General features: G+C 29.9%; 13 protein-coding genes. 1 reads left to right on the top strand and 12 read right to left on the bottom strand.

What is annotated here, in order from left to right; all coding sequences use genetic code 11:
* The first annotated feature begins 111 nt into the window (after positions 1–111).
* Complete coding sequence (locus BM319_RS10310; protein ID WP_091022470.1) at positions 112–1,449, top strand: Sau3AI family type II restriction endonuclease; 1,338 nt, start codon at positions 112–114, stop codon at positions 1,447–1,449.
* On the opposite strand, the gene dcm is transcribed toward BM319_RS10310, so the two are convergent.
* The 12 genes from dcm to BM319_RS25080 form a co-directional block, all read right to left on the bottom strand.
* On the bottom strand, positions 1,441–2,694 hold the full coding sequence (gene dcm, locus BM319_RS10315; protein WP_091022472.1) for a DNA (cytosine-5-)-methyltransferase: 1,254 nt from the start codon (positions 2,692–2,694) through the stop codon (positions 1,441–1,443). The genes BM319_RS10310 and dcm overlap by 9 nt on opposite strands.
* A gap of 259 nt (positions 2,695–2,953) precedes the next feature.
* Positions 2,954–4,336, bottom strand: a complete 1,383-nt coding sequence (locus BM319_RS10320; protein WP_286143717.1) for a UvrD-helicase domain-containing protein — start codon at positions 4,334–4,336, stop codon at positions 2,954–2,956.
* A 76-nt stretch (positions 4,337–4,412) separates the two neighbouring features.
* Entirely contained in the window at positions 4,413–4,619 is a 207-nt protein-coding gene (locus tag BM319_RS10325; RefSeq protein WP_091022476.1) for a hypothetical protein, read from the bottom strand.
* Complete coding sequence (locus tag BM319_RS10330) at positions 4,612–7,233, bottom strand: hypothetical protein (protein WP_286143718.1); 2,622 nt, start codon at positions 7,231–7,233, stop codon at positions 4,612–4,614. Before BM319_RS10330 ends, BM319_RS10325 begins: the two co-directional genes overlap by 8 nt.
* Positions 7,223–10,264, bottom strand: coding sequence for a UvrD-helicase domain-containing protein (locus BM319_RS10335; RefSeq protein ID WP_091022478.1), 3,042 nt, complete (start codon positions 10,262–10,264; stop codon positions 7,223–7,225). The genes BM319_RS10330 and BM319_RS10335 overlap by 11 nt, the downstream gene beginning before the upstream one ends.
* Before the next feature lie 358 nt (positions 10,265–10,622).
* Positions 10,623–13,370, bottom strand: coding sequence for a DEAD/DEAH box helicase (locus tag BM319_RS10340; protein ID WP_091022480.1), 2,748 nt, complete (start codon positions 13,368–13,370; stop codon positions 10,623–10,625).
* A 10-nt stretch (positions 13,371–13,380) separates the two neighbouring features.
* The gene (locus BM319_RS10345; RefSeq protein WP_091022482.1) at positions 13,381–14,622 is read right to left on the bottom strand and encodes a hypothetical protein; all 1,242 of its coding nucleotides are present in this window, start codon (positions 14,620–14,622) and stop codon (positions 13,381–13,383) included.
* Entirely contained in the window at positions 14,612–15,349 is a 738-nt protein-coding gene (locus BM319_RS10350; RefSeq protein ID WP_091022484.1) for an OmpA/MotB family protein, read from the bottom strand. The genes BM319_RS10345 and BM319_RS10350 overlap by 11 nt, the downstream gene beginning before the upstream one ends.
* Before the next feature lie 14 nt (positions 15,350–15,363).
* Positions 15,364–17,208: a hypothetical protein gene (locus BM319_RS10355; RefSeq protein ID WP_091022486.1), complete on the bottom strand. Its 1,845-nt coding sequence runs from the start codon at positions 17,206–17,208 to the stop codon at positions 15,364–15,366.
* Positions 17,209–17,484: 276 nt separating this feature from the next.
* The gene (locus BM319_RS10365; RefSeq protein WP_091022490.1) at positions 17,485–18,780 is read right to left on the bottom strand and encodes an McrC family protein; all 1,296 of its coding nucleotides are present in this window, start codon (positions 18,778–18,780) and stop codon (positions 17,485–17,487) included.
* Between the two features lie 14 nt (positions 18,781–18,794).
* Positions 18,795–19,286 carry a hypothetical protein gene (locus BM319_RS25075; RefSeq protein ID WP_286143719.1) on the bottom strand — a complete coding sequence of 164 codons (492 nt, stop codon included), beginning with the start codon at positions 19,284–19,286 and terminating at the stop codon, positions 18,795–18,797.
* A gap of 5 nt (positions 19,287–19,291) precedes the next feature.
* Complete coding sequence (locus BM319_RS25080) at positions 19,292–21,385, bottom strand: AAA family ATPase (RefSeq protein ID WP_286143720.1); 2,094 nt, start codon at positions 21,383–21,385, stop codon at positions 19,292–19,294.
* Positions 21,386–21,575: the final 190 nt, after the last annotated feature.

Raw genomic sequence — 21,575 nt, forward strand, 5'->3', positions numbered from 1 at the left:
TTTTTAAACTTTAAAAGTACATACTCAAATAAATGAACAGGTTCTTTGATATTGTTGGAATAGCAAATAATACTTATAATTAGATTACTTAGTAAGAAGGAGATTATTTAAATGGACTATAATACTAGCAATCCAATAGATATCGAACGATACGCCAAAATATTAGAAAATAAAACGTTTTATGAAATTATGCCTCATGATGTTACTAATAACAAAGCACATAAAGGTGGTCTGGGTACCATAGTTGAGAAGTATCATTTCGGGTATGAACCAAATTCAAATAGTGAAGCTGATTTTGCCGAAGCTGGAGTTGAACTAAAAGTTACACCTTATAAACAAAATATGAACAAAACCTATTCATCAAAGGAAAGATTAGTTCTAAATATTATCAACTACATGAACGAATATAAGTATGATTTTGAAAACAGTTCCTTTTGGAAAAAAAACAAATTAATTTTATTAATTTTTTATTTGTTTCAACAAGGTGTTTCAAAAGAAAATTATAAAATTACGCATGCTCAATTATTCGAATTTCCAGAGAAGGATTTAGAAATAATAAAATCGGATTGGAATACAATCGTAAGTAAAATTAAAGAAGGTAGAGCACATGAATTATCTGAATCTGATACATTTTATTTAAGTGCATGTACTAAAGGAGCAAACAAAGAAAGTCTTAGAAAACAACCATTTTCAAATGAATTAGCTAAACAACGTGCATTTTCTCTTAAATCATCCTATATGACATATGTTTTAAATGAATATATTCTGAAGCGTAAACAAACATATATTCCCATCACCGATGACTTACAAGGGAAAACAATTGATGAATTTATTCTCGGTATCTATCGTAATTATTTTGGAAGAAGCCTTTCTGATCTTTGTAATTTATTTGATATCAATGAAGCAAGTAAAGGGAAAACATATTTAATAGCTGCTAAAATGCTGAACTCTGAAATAAAGGATTTAAATAAATCTGAGGAATTTATAAAATCTAATACTAAGATTAAAGCTATACGCATTGAGGAAAATGGAAAAATTAAAGAAAGTATGTCATTTCCAACTTTTAAATATAATGAGATTATAAATGAAACTTGGGAAGAATCAGAATTAAGAAATATGTTTCTTGACACTAGATTTTTATTCGTTGTTTTCAAAAAGAATAAAGAAGATTATATTTTTGATAATGCATTCTTTTGGACAATTCCTGCAGAAGATCTTGATCAAGTTGAAATTGTATGGAATAAAACAATTATTCAGATTAATAATGGACTTGCGCATGATTTGCCTAAACAATCTGAAAATCCTGTTGCTCATGTAAGACCACATGCTAGAAATGCTTCTGCTACTTACCCTACACCGTATGGTGAGAATTTAGTAAAGAAATGTTTTTGGTTAAATAATTCCTATATTCTTGAACAAATAAAAAAAGAAGAAAATGTCTCAAAGTGAGACATTTTCTTCTTTTTTGGTAACTACTAATTCTTTATTAAATTCTAACTCAATTTCTTTAATTCTTTCACCCATTCTTGCTACAAGATCTACAACAAGTGCATTCCCCATACAGAAATATCTCATTCGTTCTGACATTCCAGTGTTTGTCCAATTATCAGGAAATCCATTTAATCTTTCGCATTCAACAGGAGTTAAAAATCTTAATCGATTCGTATCTAAATCTGCAATTACATGAGAGCTACGATTTGAAGTTCCTTCACTAGTTAACATAGTTCTTCCAGGTTTATCTAAGTCTTCAGGAAATGACATTCCACCCTCTGAAAAAATATATTTATGACCAGTCGCAGAAGTGCGTTCAATTCTTTTTGGACCTTTTAAATACTCAAACTTCTTAGCAACTTCTTCTTTTAAATAGTATTTTTCATCAACATTTCTTTCTAATATTTCTTTTAAAGGTGTTGGTTTTTCAATTTTTGGTGTTAACTCTTGGGTTAAAAATTTACCATTACGCATAATTCCACCATTATAAAATTGAGCTTTAAAATTATCAGATGTAGATAAAATATCGGACGTGATTTCTTCTTCAGTAATTTTAGACAAATTGTTAAGCCAAGGCTCAACTGGAAACTTTTTCGCAAATAAGCCCTCATTAAATAAAATCTCATCACTGGATTTATCTTTAAGAGAATTTGCATACTCACTATTACTTCTATATGCAAATATAAATACTCTTCTCCTTCTTTGTGCCATACCGTACTCAGCTGCATTAATTATACGCCATTCAACATCATAACCAGCATTACTCAAACTACTAAGCATAATACCAAAATCTCTACCTCTTTGTGTTGATGGAGACTTTAATAGACGATCCACATTTTCCAGTAAAATAAATTTAGGTTTTTTATTTAATTGGTTCACCAATCTCATAATTTCCCAGAATAAAACACCCTTTTTCCCTTGTATTCCTTGCTCACCACTCAAAGAACGTGCGACTGAATAATCTTGACATGGGAATCCACCAACTAAAACATCTGCTTCAGGGATGTTTTCAATATCAATTGTTGCAATATCTTGATTAAGGTGTACTCCAGTTTTAAAATTGGATGCATAACAATTAAACGCATCTTGTGCTTTTTTTGAGGGCTCCCACTGGTTTCCAAGCACTATATTAAAAAACTTAGTTTTTTCTAAACCAAGTCTAAATCCTCCTACACCTGCAAATAATTCTATAACTTTAAGCATATTATTTACATCCTTTCCCAAACAAAACACGAACATACTTTCTGCACTTATTATATCACTATGATACATGATTTTGTTTAAAACATGAAGAAAAAAGTAAACTAAAATTCGAGAAAAATTATTATGAGTATTCTAAATAAATATTAGATTCAAGAAAAAAGCAAAAAGTAACTTTCCATTTATTAAGTAAAAAGACCTAATCATTTTTATTGATTAGGTCAAGTGCTTTTTTCATTCACATTTACTAATATTTTAACTATTAGAGTGAGATACTTTTATATAAAGAAGAATCTAATTCATTAATTAGCCTTAATGGATTCCCGTAGGTAAACAATTGTAAATGCGCACGTGCACGAGTAATTGAAACATAAAGTAATCGTCTTTCAATTTCCCAATAATTCTCTTCTTTATCTTCATCTGGAATTCGAGTAGGTTCTATTAAATCGATAATAAATACAAAGTCAAATTCAAGACCTTTAGCTGAATGGAAAGTACAAAGTTTAATTCCAAAGGTATGTGGATTCCCATTATCCTTTATGTCCTCATATTCAATTCCTGCTACTTTTAATGCTTTTTGAATTCTGTATTTTGCTGAATTCCTAGATTTTCCATCACGATATAAAATTCCAATCGTACAATTAGGGGTTTTTCCAAGTATACTTTTTAATGATTTTATTATTTCTTTATCATGTAAATCAGCTGTTTTACATTTAAATAAATGAGGTATTGGACCTTCCTTATCGGGCAAAGTAGGTACTACATATTCTTCATCGTAAATAATGTTGTCATTTTGCTGAAGACTTCCTGCTAATTTGATTATTTGTTTAGTTGATCTGTATGAATCCTTTAATATTTTTGTACGATTACCCGTTACATTTAATCCAATATCTTTCCAAGTAAATGAAGTTTTATAAATCTTCTGTCCTTTATCAGCAGCAACTATAAATGATTTTTTAGAAATATTTCTTAATACTTGTAATTGGACTTGTTGTAAATCCTGTGCCTCATCGACAAAAACATGATCATACTTAATAGAGTCTGGGATTTGATTTTGATGCTTCATAAGAATAACGGCTGCATCATCAAAATCCAACAAATAATCTTTTTCTTTATTATATTGGTCAAATACCTTATAAATGATTTCACGATCAGAAATAGTAACTCGTGTATTTGTTCCTCTACCTCTTCGATTAACTTCAAGATAGTCATTTTTCGTTGATATTCCTTTACCTTTAATCCACTTTATCTCATCTTTTATGAATTCGAAATATTCCTCGTTATTTACAAAACGATGTTTAAGACTTGATAGATTTTTTATCGCTTTCTTAATAAAATCATCTTGTTGCTTACCTTTAGTCAGGTAGAATCTCTTTTTCATTACTTTTGCATAGTTACTCATAGCCCATGAATGAAAGGTTTTTACTTCTAAATTTTTTAGATTATATTTTTCTATTAATAGATTAGTTGAATTAGAGAGTGCTCCAACAAATGTAAAAATAGCAATTTTTTCATCAGGATATTTTAATGCAGTTTGTTTTGCTTTTTTTAATAGGACCAAGGTTTTACCGCTACCAGCAATCCCCCTGATTAATATTTCTTTTCCATTGTAATCGACAATTTCTTGTTGTTCGGCAGTTAACATTACTTCACTTTCAATTTTATTTTCCATTATATATTAAGGAGACGAATTTCTCCTTCTCTACACCTCCTTGATTCTATTAAGGCCAGTCTTCGTCGTCATCATCCTCATCGTCTGAATCTAAAAAATCAAATGTACTCTTTAAAAGTCCACCATCAAGAATCTCATTTGTAATTTCTTCTGTAATTTCTTCAATCGAAACAAGAAATTCACTTTCTTCTTCCTTAAATCTCCATTTTGCAGCTACCATTTTCCAGATATTATTTTTTTTATTCACCTCAATCAATTGGATACTCCCCTTCACTACATGTATCTAAATGAGGGCAAAAACGACAATGCTTCCCTGGAACTGCAGAAAATATTGCTGTATTTTTGTAAATTACTTCCTCTAAGTCTTCTATTAAAGAAGACAAATCTTTTTTCGTTTCTTCTACTAAACTATCTCTTTCTTTATTTTTAAGTCCAGGAAATTGGAAATTTATCCTCGCTTTACTTACTTTAGTTGACGAACTTATTTCCTCTAATACTTCTTTTGATCCTGCACTACGTATATATGTTTCTGCAATTACCTCTTTTTTATAGTCAGTCCATTGAGGAAACAATTCTCCCACAATTTCTATAACCTGTGGATTATCCAATGAAGTACTCCTTCTCACTAATCTAATTAGATCAGTATACAAAAATTGATGGATAAAATCCTCTTTAAAAACAGGCATTTTATTGAGTATATAACTATAGTAAAATCGTCGAGGACACTGCTTATATTCAATTAAAAAATCTTTAAACTCTAAATCTGAAAGATCCTTATGGTTTATTTCTATTTCAAAATTATTAAAGTCAACTGGGTTTGGCCGAATTTCATTCAATTCACAGTTCTCTTCAAACTTAAAATCTTTGATCCTCATTCCAAGCTGGTGAATATATACTGCTGGTTGAAGATTTTTACGATCTAAGAAATTCTTCATCCATGAAAGTTCCATATTTTTCTCAATTAAGAATTCAAAAGCAATAAACAATAAATATCTAGAAATTTGTTTAACTGATTTATTTCTTAATGTATTTAGTTCAAGTACATCATAACGAATAGATAATTTTTCAAAAGTTACCTCTTGTAACGGCCATGGCGTACTAAATTCGTCTAGCGGTAAACCTTTTTCATCTAATCCAGTTAAATAGAATCTAGTAATATTTTGTTTAAATGCTTCACCATCTACCTCTATAAATGGCTTAATAAAAGATTCATCTTTATGTGATAATTTCCCGCTTAGGTAAAAATTGATAGCTTCTCCAATGTCGTCATATAAGAAGTAATTATCGTCGCGAATAATCTTTAATTTATCATTCAACTTTCCAATAATATCAACTTCATCAGGGAACAAGTCAAAGTGATTACTTGGATTACGTTCATCTAATATAATTTGTAATTTTTTAAAATGCTCACTAATAGATGCCTCTTTATTTTTTACATCGAACAATTCATTTGCAATATTTATAAGTTGTTCAACAAAATAATGTACTTCTTCAACTTGCTTTCTTGTCAAAGAAAAATGAGCAATTTTTGTAAATGGGCTCCGAACGATTTTAACAATTGAATTATCCTCAAGTTCCTCAAAGGCAGGTAATATATTGTCATAGGTGTCCAATAACTCTGAAAACCTAGGTATCCATTCTTCATGTACATTAATACAGTTTTCGAAGAAAGGTAATAGCTGTTTTAACAAATAGGAGTAATCTCTTGCATTCTTTTTAGTTAAAGGATTATATAACCATCCAGATGAAAAAGCTGAAATTAATATATCTTCATTTAAGATTAAATTTGAAGCATCAATCATTTGATGAATTTTACTTATAAATTGCCCAATAGGATATTGGAGGAAATTTCGTCTTTCTGCAAACTTTTCTGGATAATATTGAACTAATATATCATTTAATATATCTGCATTTGTTGCAATAATTTGAACATCTTTTCGTTCATCTTGTGGTTTTCCAATTGGATAATTTGGTACTATTACAGCATTTAAAAATTCAAAGAAGGAGTCATAACTAATAATTTCCTGATTGATTTTATACCATGAAGTTTCATCTTCAAATGCAGATAAGAATTTCGATCCGAGTGTTTCTCTCTTAATCTCGCGGTTACTTTCGATTTTCCAATTATCAGTCCAGTTAAATTGTTTTGAAATGAACGCCCTTGTGAAATTAAAAGTGTCAGAGTACCTTTGATCATAGAAGTTAAAGAATACGATTTCAAACCCGGCTTTACCAAGAGCTTGTAAAAATACCTGCTGCTCTGGGGTAATAAAGTAGAAGCCGTGTAAAATTATTTTATTTACTTCATTTACATTTTTAGTTATTTTTTTCTTAGATAAAAGCTTATTAAGTGTATTTTTCACTTCTGTAGTAGACCATCTTTTACGCAACTGATTCCTAATTTCTTTAAATGTAGGATCAATTTCTTCTAATTTGAACCAAATTTGTTGAAATAGTTTCTCCTTATCTGTCAACTCATCCTTTTTAATGTCTATTTTAGATAGGTCTTCTGGACATACACCTGTAAACGTAAGGAATCTTATTGTTTCTAGTATGTCAGTACGATTATTTCGAAATGCCTCTTTTAAATCAAAATTCTCTGTATTGTATTCACTAATAACACGAGATAGAGCCAGATATTGCTTTAACTGATTTTCAGATGAACTCCACTTAATTAATAATTCATCAATCAATTCACGAATCGTAAACATATAGGTAAACTCATCTGCTTCAATGTCTTGATAAGCTTCAGATATCCCATCTAACATATTTTTGGTAGCACAAATATGAATCGCGTTTTTTATATTATTATATTGAGTATGGTATCTCCATCGTCTTGGATCGTCATACGTAAATACGTCAATCTTCATAATTCACCTCATCCAAAGCCGATTCTAATAACCAACCCCATGTATCTGATTTTGCTTTTTTAGGCATCACCAGGATTAGTCTTTTTTTTGCACGTGTCATGGCTACATACAATAGCCTAGTTTCTTCCCTCTGCACTTCAAAACTTTCATAATTTTGAAGAGTAGAAAAATTATTATTTTGAAAGTCTCTTAATTTCCAACCGACCATTCTTGTTTCGCCATTCATTTCTTTTTCATCTTGAACATAAAAGCTCGTTAAATCGTGGTCAAATTGGTGAGAAAGTTTTGGCATAATTACAGTATGGTATTCTAATCCTTTTGATCGATGTACCGTGGTTATTTCAACTCCAGCATTTGTTTCAATCAACGGCTCATTTTCACTTCGATTCACACGAATCTGTAATGATATCCATTCATGAATTCTCCAAAGTGTACTATTCATCGAATCAAATTGTTGTTGAATAATATTCATAAGATAATATAAGTTTTTCTCATATTGTTTAATTGATGACTCAATCGTTAAATCATTATCAAATTTTGATTCATAATAGGAGCGAATATTATTTAAAAGTCCCTTTTCAGATATTACCTTTTGTATTACAGCTAGAACTGGTAGCTTTCTTAAATCTTCAAGATATTGAGTAAAATCATTTCCTATATGTGATACTAAAAACTCAATAAGTTTTTCGTTATTACCTTTAAATAAAACCAATAGCTTACTTGGTATTTCATAATTAAAGTAAGGTGAATGTAAGAGATTTACGATATAACTTGCTTCATTTGAGTATAATAAAGCGTCTAAGAGTATTTTAAAGTGTAAAACGGCCTCTGATTTATAAAAAGTACCATCTAGATTTTGGCTGGTCCCTATTTTGGCACGTTCACACCATTTACGAACTTCGAGAGCCTGGTTATTTGTTCGGACTATAAGTGCGATTTTTTTATTTTCATTGTCAGGTAGTTGATTTACTACTTCAAACGATTTACAAATCTGCTCAACTGTTTCAGATTCTAAAAATTCCTTTTTAGTCCTAGGATACAGAAATTCTTCATTTGTTGGCTTAGTAATCTCCATACCTATTAAGCAATCATCTTTAGAATACGGAAGTAAATTTTCTTTTACCCTATTTGGCCCCCAACGCTTTTGTCCCCAAAATGAAAACACCTTATCTAACTTTGATAATAAACTACTAGTTGTTCGATAATTTTGATTTAAAGTAACCGGTTCGAATTTCCCTGTCCTTTCTTCAAGTCTTTCAAACGATGTATAGTCAGCCCCGCGGAAACGGTAAATAGATTGCTTAATGTCACCAACAACAAATAATTGATAATTTAATTGATTTCGTAGGCATGCCACTAATTCAATTTGAGTATTATCACTATCTTGGAATTCATCAATAAATAAATACTTTTCCATTTGAAGTTGTTTCATTTTATCCCCTTGTGTAAACAACTTCAGCTTTCTTATCATATCCCCAGTATCAATCGCATTTTCCTTTTTTTTAACAGTCTCAAGTAACCCTTCACAGCGTTCGAACACATATTTAAAAAGATCATTTAAAATTCTATATTTTTCATCCACTACTTTTCCCCAGTCAAGTGACTCGATTTCCTGTTTAGTAAGGCCCTTCCGCTCTAGTTCATCCCAAAAGTTCCTCACCATCTTAATTAAGTTATAGTGCGTTAACTTCAGTTTTACAAGATCTTTAATATGGTATTCTTTAAAAAATTCATCTATGAGGCTTTCAATAATATCATTTTTGATTTTAATAAAACTCCTCACTATCACGTTTCGACCGAATCCAATTTCATGGGCTAATTCAGTTAATATTGACTTAGAAAAAGAATGAATTGTGCTAATTTGCATGTTCTTAACTTCCTCAGCAAAATAGAGAAATTTGGTCTTTCCAGTCAAATTAAACATGGATAGTAGCCTTTTTTGTAAACGCTCCTTCATTTCATCTGTTGATGCATTCGTGAAAGTAATCATCACAATATCTTTTAGTGTAATATCAGCCTTTTCTAGTAAATAGAAAATACGATCAATCATTACATGTGTTTTACCAGTTCCTGCACCTGCTGTTATCATTAATTTTTCATTAATAGGTGTATGCGTAGCGATAAACTGACCAACGTTAAACATTGGAAAAGCTGGAGCTAGAATGTCCTTCAAAAATGATTTTTCTACCTCACCATCAATTATGATTTGTTTCTTAATAAATTGGCCTAACTCTTTTGAATGGAATACTTGTAGCTGAAACGCTCCAACGAAGTTCTCTTGTGATGCTAGCCAATTTTTAGAGATTGAGAAATCGCTAAAGATATAAATCTTTACTCCTTCTTTTAAGTTTGTTTCAATATTTTCTTTTTCTTCTAAAAATTGCTTCTCATTAACGAAAATATATAAGGAAGAGTAATGACTTTGTCTTTTATTATTAATTTCTTTCTGTTGATCTTTAATAAAAAAATGTTTTTTTAATGTAAGCCATTTATAATCATTTATATTAATTCTTGCTTTATAAATTTGAATTTTTTTAAGCTTTTGAATCCAAGTTCCTTTCTCAAAATCATCTTTAAATAAGATGAAAGGATTGTTTAATTGCTGACTAAATCCTCGCTTTTTCCATTGTTCGTGAGTAATATTTGGTAAAGCAACCATTGCACGTTTATTAAAAGTACGATAAAGTATAGCTTTCTTTTCTATATCATCACAAAGCATATTTAGCTGCTGCTCAGCCTGGTTAAAGGGCTCTCCACTAGTAGAATGATAATTTGTAAAGTACCATTTATGCCCTTGAATATACTCAATTTGCTCGATAGTTATTCCTTTTACTTCAATTATATTAACGCCAAGCTCTCGGTCGACAAGCAAAATATCAATCTCTCGTTTTCCATCGTAGTTTTTTTTAAACATTGGAAAGTGTAGAAATCCAAAGCTTTCACGACTTGAAAATCCGGACTTAACATGCTCCCATACAAATCGCTCTGTTTCAATTCCTGGTCTATATTCAACCAATCCTTCGATGAACAATTTACAAAACCTCCTAAGAATTAAGTCGGTAATTAGAGTATAAACAAAAAAAAATAATTGGCGGCATTTAATGGAATATATTAACATTAAAGAATTAATACAATCCTTAAAACAGTCAGAATATTCAAGTTTAATTTTCTAATCTACAGCTATATTGACAAATCTGTACAACCTATTAGTTTGTTAGACTTTTACTTTTTTTGTAAAACTTTTTACTCAATTCTCTATATAAGTATAATTTATTTTTATTATTTGAACATCATTTTAAAAAAAACATAATAAAGGGAATTGATTCCAAAAAAATACATTAATCAATTTTCAAAAAAACCCCCATATTTGGGAGTTTTTTTGTTACAAATCACCCTAATAATACACCTAAAACCTCATCTTCAAAATTGACAGATTTGGTAGTCGTAACAATATTAGATGCAAGATGTTGTTTTTCTTCTAAAATTCGATGAACAATTTCTTCAACTGTCCCATTTTGAGTAAAACCATTTGTGTCTGTCACAATTGGATGATAAACATAAACGTCTTTTTCTTGCCCAATACGATAAACTCGATCAGTTGCTTGATTTTCAACAGCAGGGTTCCACCATCTAGTATAGTGAATAACATGGTTTGCAGATGTAATTGTAAGCCCTGTACCTGCTGCTTTTGGCGAAAGAATCATAACATCAAATCCGTCTTTTTGATTAAATAATTCAACTATATCCATTCGTTTATCAGTTTGACCATTTATTATCATCGGTTTTACATTAAATTCATCGCGAATACATTTACGGAGTATAGATTGCATCTTAATATATTCTGTAAAAATAAGTACTTTTTCTCCTTTTTGACGAACAGAATGAATAATATCGATGGTTTCTTTTAATTTGGGTATCTCTTTAAATGATACATTTTCATAAGACTCACTTAGTAAAGCTGGATGCGAAGACAGTTTCTTTAAATGTTGAACCGCTTCTAAACCCTTCATCATTCCATTTTTTACAAGTGCTATGACTTCAGAATATAATTTTAATTGTATTTCTCCAATTGGAACTGGATTTGAGATTATTTTTTTCTCAGGTAATTGTCCTGAAAGTTCTTCTGATTTTGTTCTTCGTTTATATACACTTGAAATTCTTGAAATTAGTTCTTTTTCAATTCGATTTGCATTATCACCTGATTTTAATGGTGTCACAAATTCTTTTTTAAAAGTTGATAAACTACCTAATAATCCTGGTTGCACATAATCTACAATTGACCATAAATCGATTAAGCTATTTTCTACAGGAGTACCAGTTAATGCTAATCTCATTCTAGCTTTTAGAGCTTTTATCACATGGGAAGCTGAGGTAGATGGATTTTTCATAGGTTGAGCCTCATCACAGATTACTGCGCTCCAATTAACTTGACCAAATAAAAGCTGGTCATTCACCAGAGTTTGATATGTCGTTAAAATAATATTGCACTGATTTAATGATTCCGGATATTTATATCTACTAGTTCCTTGATGAGTATATAGTTTATTGAGCAATTGTGGAGCAAATTTACCTATTTCATTTTTCCAATTTTCAATTAATGTTTTAGGGGCAACTATTAATGTAGGTTGTAATCCATTTTTCTCATATAGATAAGTTAAAAATGATATTACTTGTACAGTTTTCCCCAGCCCCATATCATCCGCAAGGAGTCCGCCAATTCTTCTATAGTGTAAATATTTCATCCAAATATAACCATCCACTTGAAATGGTTTTAATGTCGCATTGAATGACTTAGGAGTAATTTTTTCAAATATACCGGAATCTTTAAATACTGTCTGAAGATCTAGTAAAGGTTGATTAAATTCTAGGTGATCAATATTTTCAAAGATTTCAAGAATATATGGTAACTTATGAAGTTGTATTCCATTATCATTTACTATTTCTTCACTGATCTTTTTGGTGCCTTCAATAAACTCACTTGCATTTTCAGGAATTTTAAGCCAATGACCATTCCATTCAATATAATTTTGGCCTTTATTCTTCGCTTCTGAAATTAGAATTTCAATTTCTTCATTAGCAAAATCTTGTTTTTCACCCAATTCATCTACTGCTGAAAAACCGGTTGTTAAACCGAACCAACCTCTTTCTTTTTCGGTTGCAAAAACGAAAGGTTGAGCTTTATAAACTTTAATGCCTAAATTTTTTACTCGGTCACTAAATTGAGATAAATCAATTCCAGCAAATTCAGGAATAAATGCCTCTGGACTTTCAACAAATGATGGAATTGCTTGACCTTTTATCGTTGGACTTTCTCTTAATATATCCGCTTGTTTTGAAGTCTCTTTATTAACAAAAATCTTCGATCCATCTTGACTAAGATATCTAGCTTTTTTGTCACTCATTATATCAAGTATATTCTGTGAAATATTATCGTTTGACTTAAATTTTGGTAATAATGCTATCTCTTTACCATCATAATTTAAATCTAATTCCAGTTGATCAATGAATAGATACTGTTGTTTTTCCAGATATTCGTCCATTGGTATATTTAATTGTTTTGCTTTTGAACGAATACTCGCTACGTAACCCAGAATGTCTTCTTTATTTTCCATTCCTGGAATAGTTTTAAGATCTTTTTGAAATTCAAACTGCTCTGATGACATCAAATATTCAGTACCATCCGCCAGTTTTACCCATGGCCCTATCTGTTTTCCAGTACGTTCGATGTGATTCCAATTATTTAAATGTTTCTCAAGAATAAACTTAAATTTGCTTGTTCCAATTATACCTTCATGACCTAATTTCAACTGAAAAGAAGTAGGTGAAGGAATTTTCAATTGTTTTAAATACTCTTCATCAAGCTGAAAAATAAATTCTGCTTGAAGAAGATATTTCCCTTCATTATCAATTAGTGCTTCTTCATACCAAAGTTGTTCTAGGGCCTCGAGAGTATCTAACTGGTCTTGTAGTTTTAATTCAGATATTGAAAGTTGTAAAGGAAAGGATAAAGAATCGTTTGTTTTCTGATTAAGCAGTTGATATACGATACCTTGCTCAGTTTTCGATTCTATTATATGAATTTTAGTAACTTCTTCAAATTCATTTTTCTTTTTTCTGAAATTGAATAATTTTACCATCTTCTATTCCTCACTTTGGTAATTCATTTAAATAAATGCTCATTTGGGGATCGAACTTCTTAACTGGCCATGTATCGACCGGAAGATGAGTTAATTTATTAATATATAATTCTATTCCTTGATATTCAGTAATAGTTTCCTTTAACATATTTTCCTTAGTAGAATTACTTCTTGAATTTCTAAATTTAAAAGAATTAATTCTAGGATATATTAATTCATCAAATCCTGTTTTATGGTAGAAATAAGCTGCTCCCATTATTCCAAATTCAACTACCACAAAATCCTTAAAATACATAAAAGCCACTAGTGGATCTCTAATGACTTCGACATCTTCAAAGAAATCATTAAATCTTTTCCAATACTCGAATCTTTTATTATCTTTATCTTGTTCAAATACTTCTTTCAGTTTAGCTTGGTTTATCCATTTTTTTACTTTATTCATTGAAGTATCTTCAAGAAAATTCCATAACTTGTCATCATCTTTTGGGTTTAATAATCTATTTATAGCATTTTTTAATATCTCATCATCAAACTTTTTATATTCTCTAACCTCTATATAGTTTTTCAAAATATTTTGGTATACGTTTAATGGCATCTTATTTAAATACTCAATTATTTGTTTCATTTTTTCAGCTTCAAAAATTTTATTCGATTTAACACCTTTTAATAGCACACCTTCAATTAATTTCCTCTCAAGTGAACTCTCCTTAACTACTTTCCATTGCCCAAATACTTTTGACAATTTATCATTTGAATTAAGTGCTAAATCAATTAATCCATTAACGATTCCTGTCTTATTTTCTAAAGCTTCACCAAATGATAAAGATTCTTTTTCAGACATACCTACAAACTTCTCTCGTTCTTTTGAATAAGAAGATTTTAGTAAAGAATTGAGATATTCATTAGAAAAATCTTCTTGAAACAATTTCCAAATTATTTTACCAAACTCACTTCTATATAAAGCAGTTAGTATATGATTTATCTTAATTTGATCTTCGTGCTTCTCATTTGAAAAAGGGTATTCATACATAAGTATCCGAATATCTAATTTACTAAAGCTAGATAGAATACTTTCTATTTCTTTTAATTTTGTTTTACGAATTTCTTCTAACAAATCTGGTAACTTCACCTTCCCACTTACTGTAGGAATTTCTTTATCGATTTCTTCAAATTTATTCTCAATTCGTATCCTTTCATCTACTAGTTTTTTAGGTGTATATGAAAAATGATAAAACTTCGAACTAACGCTCATTTGCTTTCACCATTTCATTTATTTTTTCAATAACTTGATCGTCTTTTAATCTAAATTTGAACTCAACACGTCTAGATTTATTAGGATCAATTTGCCCGTTTTTCCCTTTGATTGGTACACTATATGATCGACCATTGGCTGTAATTATACTACTTAACTCTTGCTGATGTTTAAACTTTGGAAAATCAGGTGAGTAAATTTCTTGTACAACAGAAAGCGCTCTTCCTTGAGATAAATTTAGATTATATAAATAAGTGCCTTGCTTGTCTGTATGACCTTCTACAATTATTTGAGAAACTTCATTTTTAAATTCTTTAGACATTAAAATATCTACATACTTTGGAATAAATTCTTCAAGATATTTTCGTCCTTGAGGAGTTATCTCTGTACTATCAGACGCAAAGAAAACTCCGCCAGAAAATCGAATTGCCCCAGTATTTGGATCGACTTGTAATTGTAAATTTGAATTATCAAATTCTTTTACTAGTTGATCTATCAATTTTGTTTTAACTCCGACAATATCTTCTATCACTTTATTTTTTTCTTTTATTGTTTTTTGTGACTTCTCAAACGAATCTTGCATAGTAAACATTGCTATCATTAATACTAATGCAAATATTATTACCAAACCAGACATTAAATCAGTATAAGATACCCAAAAACTTTCCTTCTCTTCTTCATGCCCGACAGAAGGATATCGCCTTATATTGCGAAAACCTCTAGCCATATTACTTCAACACCTTATTTGGAATTTGTTGTTAAATTTAGTTTATTAATTGAGTTAATTGTATTCTTTAACTTTTCTAACGTAGGAGGTAATTCAATTACACCTTCATGTATAGAATCAACTGCCATAGATAGATATTTTACTGAATTTCCAAGTTCTTCATCAAACTGGCTAAAAGTATATTCAAGTCCTTTATGCATTTCACTTGTAAACAATTCCATTGAAGTAGATAATTGCTTACCTACAGAATTTAATACATCTGAGCTAGATTTCCATAAATTGTTTAAAGTGTCTATACGTTGATCCATATCTCTTAATTGAGCAATAAGGTTAGTGCTTACATCAGAATAAACTTGATCAACTATTTTTCTTTCATTTAGTAACATCTGAAGTGATGCATTTAATTCATTCTGAATAGCAACAATAAGTTCACCATTTTTTTCAAAATGAGCTAAAGTTAAATTGATTTTTGAAGTAGACTCATTCGATAACTCAATTTGTTCTGTTAAATATTCAGAAACATTCATTTGTTTATCAGTTAATTCATTAAACCTTGTTAGATTTTTTAGCAGTCTATCATTTAGTGAAACTTGAGATTCTGTATGTCCCGAAAGTGAAATCATACTATCATCTAATAATTCTAAGTGCTGTTTAAATTGATTATCGAATATTTTTCGTTCATCTGTCATACTGCTAATAAGTTCAGTAAGAATACTCTGTAAGTTACTATTCTTTTCATTAGCATCATTTAACTGAGAAATTGTGCTTTCCATTTGACTTTGATAGTCAATTACTTGCTCTATATAACTATTAATACGTTCTGTAAGAGTAGTAGATTTATCGATTAATATAGATTGTTCTTTAGCCGAATTTTGCATAGATTCAACTAAAACAGTCATTTCCCTGTGAACTTTTTGCTGCCATTCAACTGTTGACTTTAAAGCATCACCTAAATCTCTCATATGATCCCCTGTCATTTCACTAAGTGAAGTAACAAATTGATCAGTCATTTGCTTCATAGTATCCATTTGAGATGCACTAGTATTTTCTATCATTGTATTCATCATTGTCTTAGTTTCATCTAAGTGTGGTACAAGTGAGTTCTGAATCGATTCTGTAAAACCAGAAACCATTGTTGGAATGAGCATTTCTGTCATGAATGTTTGGAAATCACTCATTTGTTCTTTTTGATTTAATAACATTTGATGTAATACAATACTTTCTTCTTGAGTTGGGAAGGTTTCATCAAGTGCACTTCTAAGATTTGTGAAATCGTTTAATAGATTAGGATAGTAAATTAACTTATCGAAAAATTGATATACGCCCGATAAAAGTATTCCTATTATAGAAGATAAGAATTTAACTTTCATTCCTTCCAATAATATATTTATCCCATTTTTCATTGTGCTTGCATCACCAGTGGCTTTCAATCCACTTACTCCTAATGCAATACCAGTAAACGTACCTATTATTCCTATTGCAAGAAATAATCCTGGGACTGTTTCAGCTAATTTCCTTTTTCCAAACTTTCTTAAAAACTCTTCTTCTAAGAAAAAGTCATACACATCTGGAGTAAAAATAAGCCCATTTTGTTGATTCTGTTTATATTTATTAAAAAAATTCTTCCAAGAGGGAATAACATACAAAAAATAAAAATCTTCACTTTGCTTACTTACTAACCATTTATCGAATTCTAAAAATCGATCCAAATTATCAAATTGACTTATCTCCTTAAGTTTAATAATAATTTCATCTACACTTTTCCTCGCCATATGATAAGGTCTGTATATTTTATTAATACTAAATATTGCTAAAACCAACATTAAAAACATGAATATAAAGCTAAGATATTGTTGCATTTAGTCCTCCTTAAAGTCTCTAAAACTTTATTAATAAACCTGTATTATTATAATACTTTTTCAATTTCAATAGTATGAGATTCAGAAAAAAAATAATGCAATTGTTGCCAATTTTATACTTTTTAAAACTTTTATAAATATTCACGTATTTACTTGAGAGTTTTTTAATTTCGAATTTCACATTTACAGTTGGTATTTCATCAATAAGAATCCTGGTAAAAGTCATGAAAACACCCCGTAATGTAATGACATTAACGGGGCTTTACAAGTGAAATGTTATACTCTTACCAACTGTTCCTTCAACAAACCCAAACTTTCACCAATCCTAGTAACATCCACAAAAAATACTCTCACATTAGTTTCAATAAACTCTAAATTATTCGCAACAAAACTAATATCGGCGTTCTCCATCTCGTCATTCAAAGGATATAATAACCATATTTCTGATGTTTCATATTTCTTAGAGTAAGCATACATTTGATACATATCAGCTTGCGAAATACCAAAATTCTTTTGTGGATTATTATTCAGTAACTTCCACTTTGCATCTATAATAATTCTACTACCATCATCACGTGTAATAACAATATCCGGCCTTAAAGCAAATTTCCTCGGGTTATCAAATAAATAGTATCCTTTATCTTGTACCGATATCTCCCAACCAAGATCAGCAAGTACTCGCTTTAAGTTCTGAGAAACATATGATTCAAAAACTTTCTCCATTGGAAACAATAGCGCTCTTGAAGTAGTATTTCCAGAAAAAGTTGTAAAGCTTTGATTCATCAGGAATACTTTTGACCATTGCATTAACATTTCGTAATCCTTTGTATTTCGATCAATGACAACTTTTGAAAAATCCTTCGTGAAATTTGTTGATGATTTAACCATTTCTAAATTAGTAAGAAGATGCCTAATTTCTTTAATATTAGTCGCACTGTTAGATATCTTTTGTAATTTCAACAGTGTGGATTTTATCAAACGATTTTCTGGACGATTTATTCCAAATTCGTCATATCTCATATAAAATCGCTCTTTATGAATAAGGTTTTTCTTAATATGATTTTGAACAATCAATTTTCCCTTAAAAAAATTTATGTTCTCTTCTTTAGACAAATAAGATGAGCGTAAACCTTTTTTAATGAGACTTAGTACTTCTTGGATATACATATTGATGAATATCTCATAAAGGTTCATTCGATCCATTTTTAAATTTGATTCGTTGAATATTTTACTTGGAAAGTCCTTTAAACTACGAAGCATACTAAGAAATGTTTTCTTCGTATCTTCTATAGCATTGTTTGAAATCTTTGGAAGTATTTGAAGTTGAAAATTACTTTTCGTTTGAATAATTCCAACATAATTCCTTGCTTGAATAACTTTCCCAACATTGCGTCGTACACCAATCTTTAAGAAGTCCATGGCATCTGCCTCATCTGACTCGTTAAAGACTAAGATGTAATTTTCTAATTCAGTAAAGATTTCTTCATTTATATATTTTAAAGAGGTATCATTTTTATAATCCTCGTTGCAAGTAATTGCCTCAAACTCTCGAACCTCTAACAGCTTGTTCATCTCTTCACCAAACTTTAATAAATTTGTATATAACTATCTGTCTTATAAAAGGCCTCTTTCTGAATCATATATTTCTTTTCAGGCAAATCGATATCTGGATTACCTTTAAATACGTTCTTTACTTTTAATTCTTTATCAAGAATAAATTTATACTCATCATCAATTTTGGCATTATCACCAAGCACTAATTGAATCTTGTCATAGTCCTCGTAAAAATATTCTTGTAAGAGTGGGATAATTCCATTTTGGAATATTTCGGCTAGTTTCCTTAAAGAAGGATCCTTTGCTAAATCTGTAAAGTATGCATGTCCGATTGTATGTTCCCTATCATACAAATACTCAATTCTTTCATTAATAACTCTTAGCATATTTGCTATATCGATTCCTTCAATTTGATTAATTCCTAATTCTGTCAGTACATTTGAATTTGGCATCATTTCAATGAATTTAAACCTTCTTCTTAAAGCAGTATCCATTAATGCAATTGACCGGTCAGCTGTATTCATAGTTCCTAAGATATATACATTATTTGGTACTCCAAAAACATCGCCTGTATAGGCAATATCGCTGAAGTAGTTTCTGTTGCTCCAATTCTTTTAGTTTTTTCGATAAGTGTAATTAGTTCACCAAATATTTTTGAAATATTCCCTCTATTAATCTCATCTATAATAAAAACGTATGGTTCATGATTTCCTATTTTTGCTTTGTCACAGAACTTCTTGAACACACCGGAAGAGTATTCGTATTGTATCTCAGTTGAAGAAGTGCTACTTTGATTACTAATAACTGGTTTAATTCCCTCGATGAATTCTTCATATCCATAAGACTGGTGAAAAGTTGTAAAAGCAATTCTATTATTTTTTACTAATTCTTTATAACGATTTAATACTGTTTCATAAGATTTCTTCTCTAATGCTTCAATACTTGTTTTTTCACAAATAGCTACTGCATAGAGAATACTATTATAAGTTTTACCGGTTCCTGGGGGGCCATATAGTATAGAGTTTAGACTAAACTCATTATTTAATTTGATTGAACTTTGATTAATTGGACTCTCTTCTCCTGGGCTTGTGTCGATTTTCTGATTTTCAATAGTCACATTATAATACGGCTCAAGTTTAACAAATGCTTCTTTAATCTGTTTTACAATTTTAGATGTATTTGCTGAAACGTATGGTCCATTAATTTCAACTTCGACTTGAACTTTAATCAGTTCATTGTTTTCTACCATTCTTATTATTTCTTCTCTTGGATAATCCAAAATTTTATTAACTTCTTTATTTATTTGTGCCCTATAATATATATTTGGGTCATTTTTTTCCAGATATATCAATTTATTATGCTTATCAAAGTCATCCTTTTTACTTCCATTTTCTTTTGCCTCAACAGAAACATATATAATAATTTGTTCTTCTATTTTGGAGATAGATAATGAAATGCTTGATTTACTTTCTTTGAAACCTTTTTTCTTAAATTCAACCCAAAAATACTCAGGGAATTTTTGCGCTTGATTAACCCAGTTAGAACAATTCCCCATCTCAAAACTTTTAAAACTATAATTCACTCGTTTTGCCAATTCAACAAAACTTCCTCTTGCTTTCATTCCTAATGTTCTAGCTTGACTCATATACTCAATTTGGTTAATGTTCATATTCTGCTGTTTTGAATAAATTTCTTCATTAACTGCTTTTTCAGGAACAATGTATTTATTACCAGCATACCATAGCAAAAAATTTACTAATGATTCAAAATCAATATCATCCTCTATATCTTTTTCATTAATCAAGTTAAAGTACACCCCATCCACAAAATCAACCAACATTTTTACACTAACAATACTATCATCCAACTCAAATACCATATCTAAATCCAAATTATCAGGTCGTTCCTTAACTCCACCAAACTCCCCAAGCGCAGTTAGTCTTCTAAGAGCTTTCTCTCCTGATCTTAGATAACAATAATTGTGTTCACTATGATCACCGTTACACCATTGAGAAATCCTAGCTGAATTTATTTTTTTACTACATATTCGTTTGGCCATTTTCTGTATTTTGTTCATTTCAAAAAAGATGTTGGTATCATTTAATTCATTGTCTCTTTTAAAAGACATATATGTAAGAAGTACTGTTGCTAACCAAATTGAAGTTGGAACATTATCTAATTTCTTTTCAATAACTGGCTTAGGATATTCCATATCAGGATATAGATTTTGTAGTGCATGTGCCAATTCGGGTTTTAGTTTCCACTCAAACGTACCCCTGACACTATCATCGACTTCTTGACCATAAAATAAGATACACCAATAAACATCTGAATCACCTTTTCTAGCAGGTAATTTTTCAATATTAAGCTTTGATGCAATTCTTTTTGCTAAAGCGGTTGCTAATCCGTTATATGTTTGGGCGGTCCCGCCCAATATTTCACTTACTTCCTTACATGTAGCTGCGTGATTTTCAAATTTATAGATACATTTCATGTGCTCTATGTTTTTTTCTTTAAAAACTTCTTTGTCTTGTATTAGTTCTATCCACTGGTCTTTTGAAATTTTTACTTCGTAATCATAATATCGTGGATATGAGCTATCAATTTTTTCTTGTAAGTTCATTAGTAGCACCTCTTTGTTATTATATCAATTGTTTTTTTATTAAGAATAATTACGTTTAATTTTACTACACCAAGGCATATACGTGGATTACTAAATTTAAATGAGTAATTTCATAATTAAAAAACATTATTATTAATAAAGAGTATTTAATTAAAATCTTTCTAACTTATTTATTTCGACTGTGAAGGAA

Source organism: Bacillus sp. UNCCL81 (assembly GCF_900112535.1).
Classification (GTDB): Bacteria; Bacillota; Bacilli; order Bacillales; family Bacillaceae_G; genus Gottfriedia; species Gottfriedia luciferensis_B.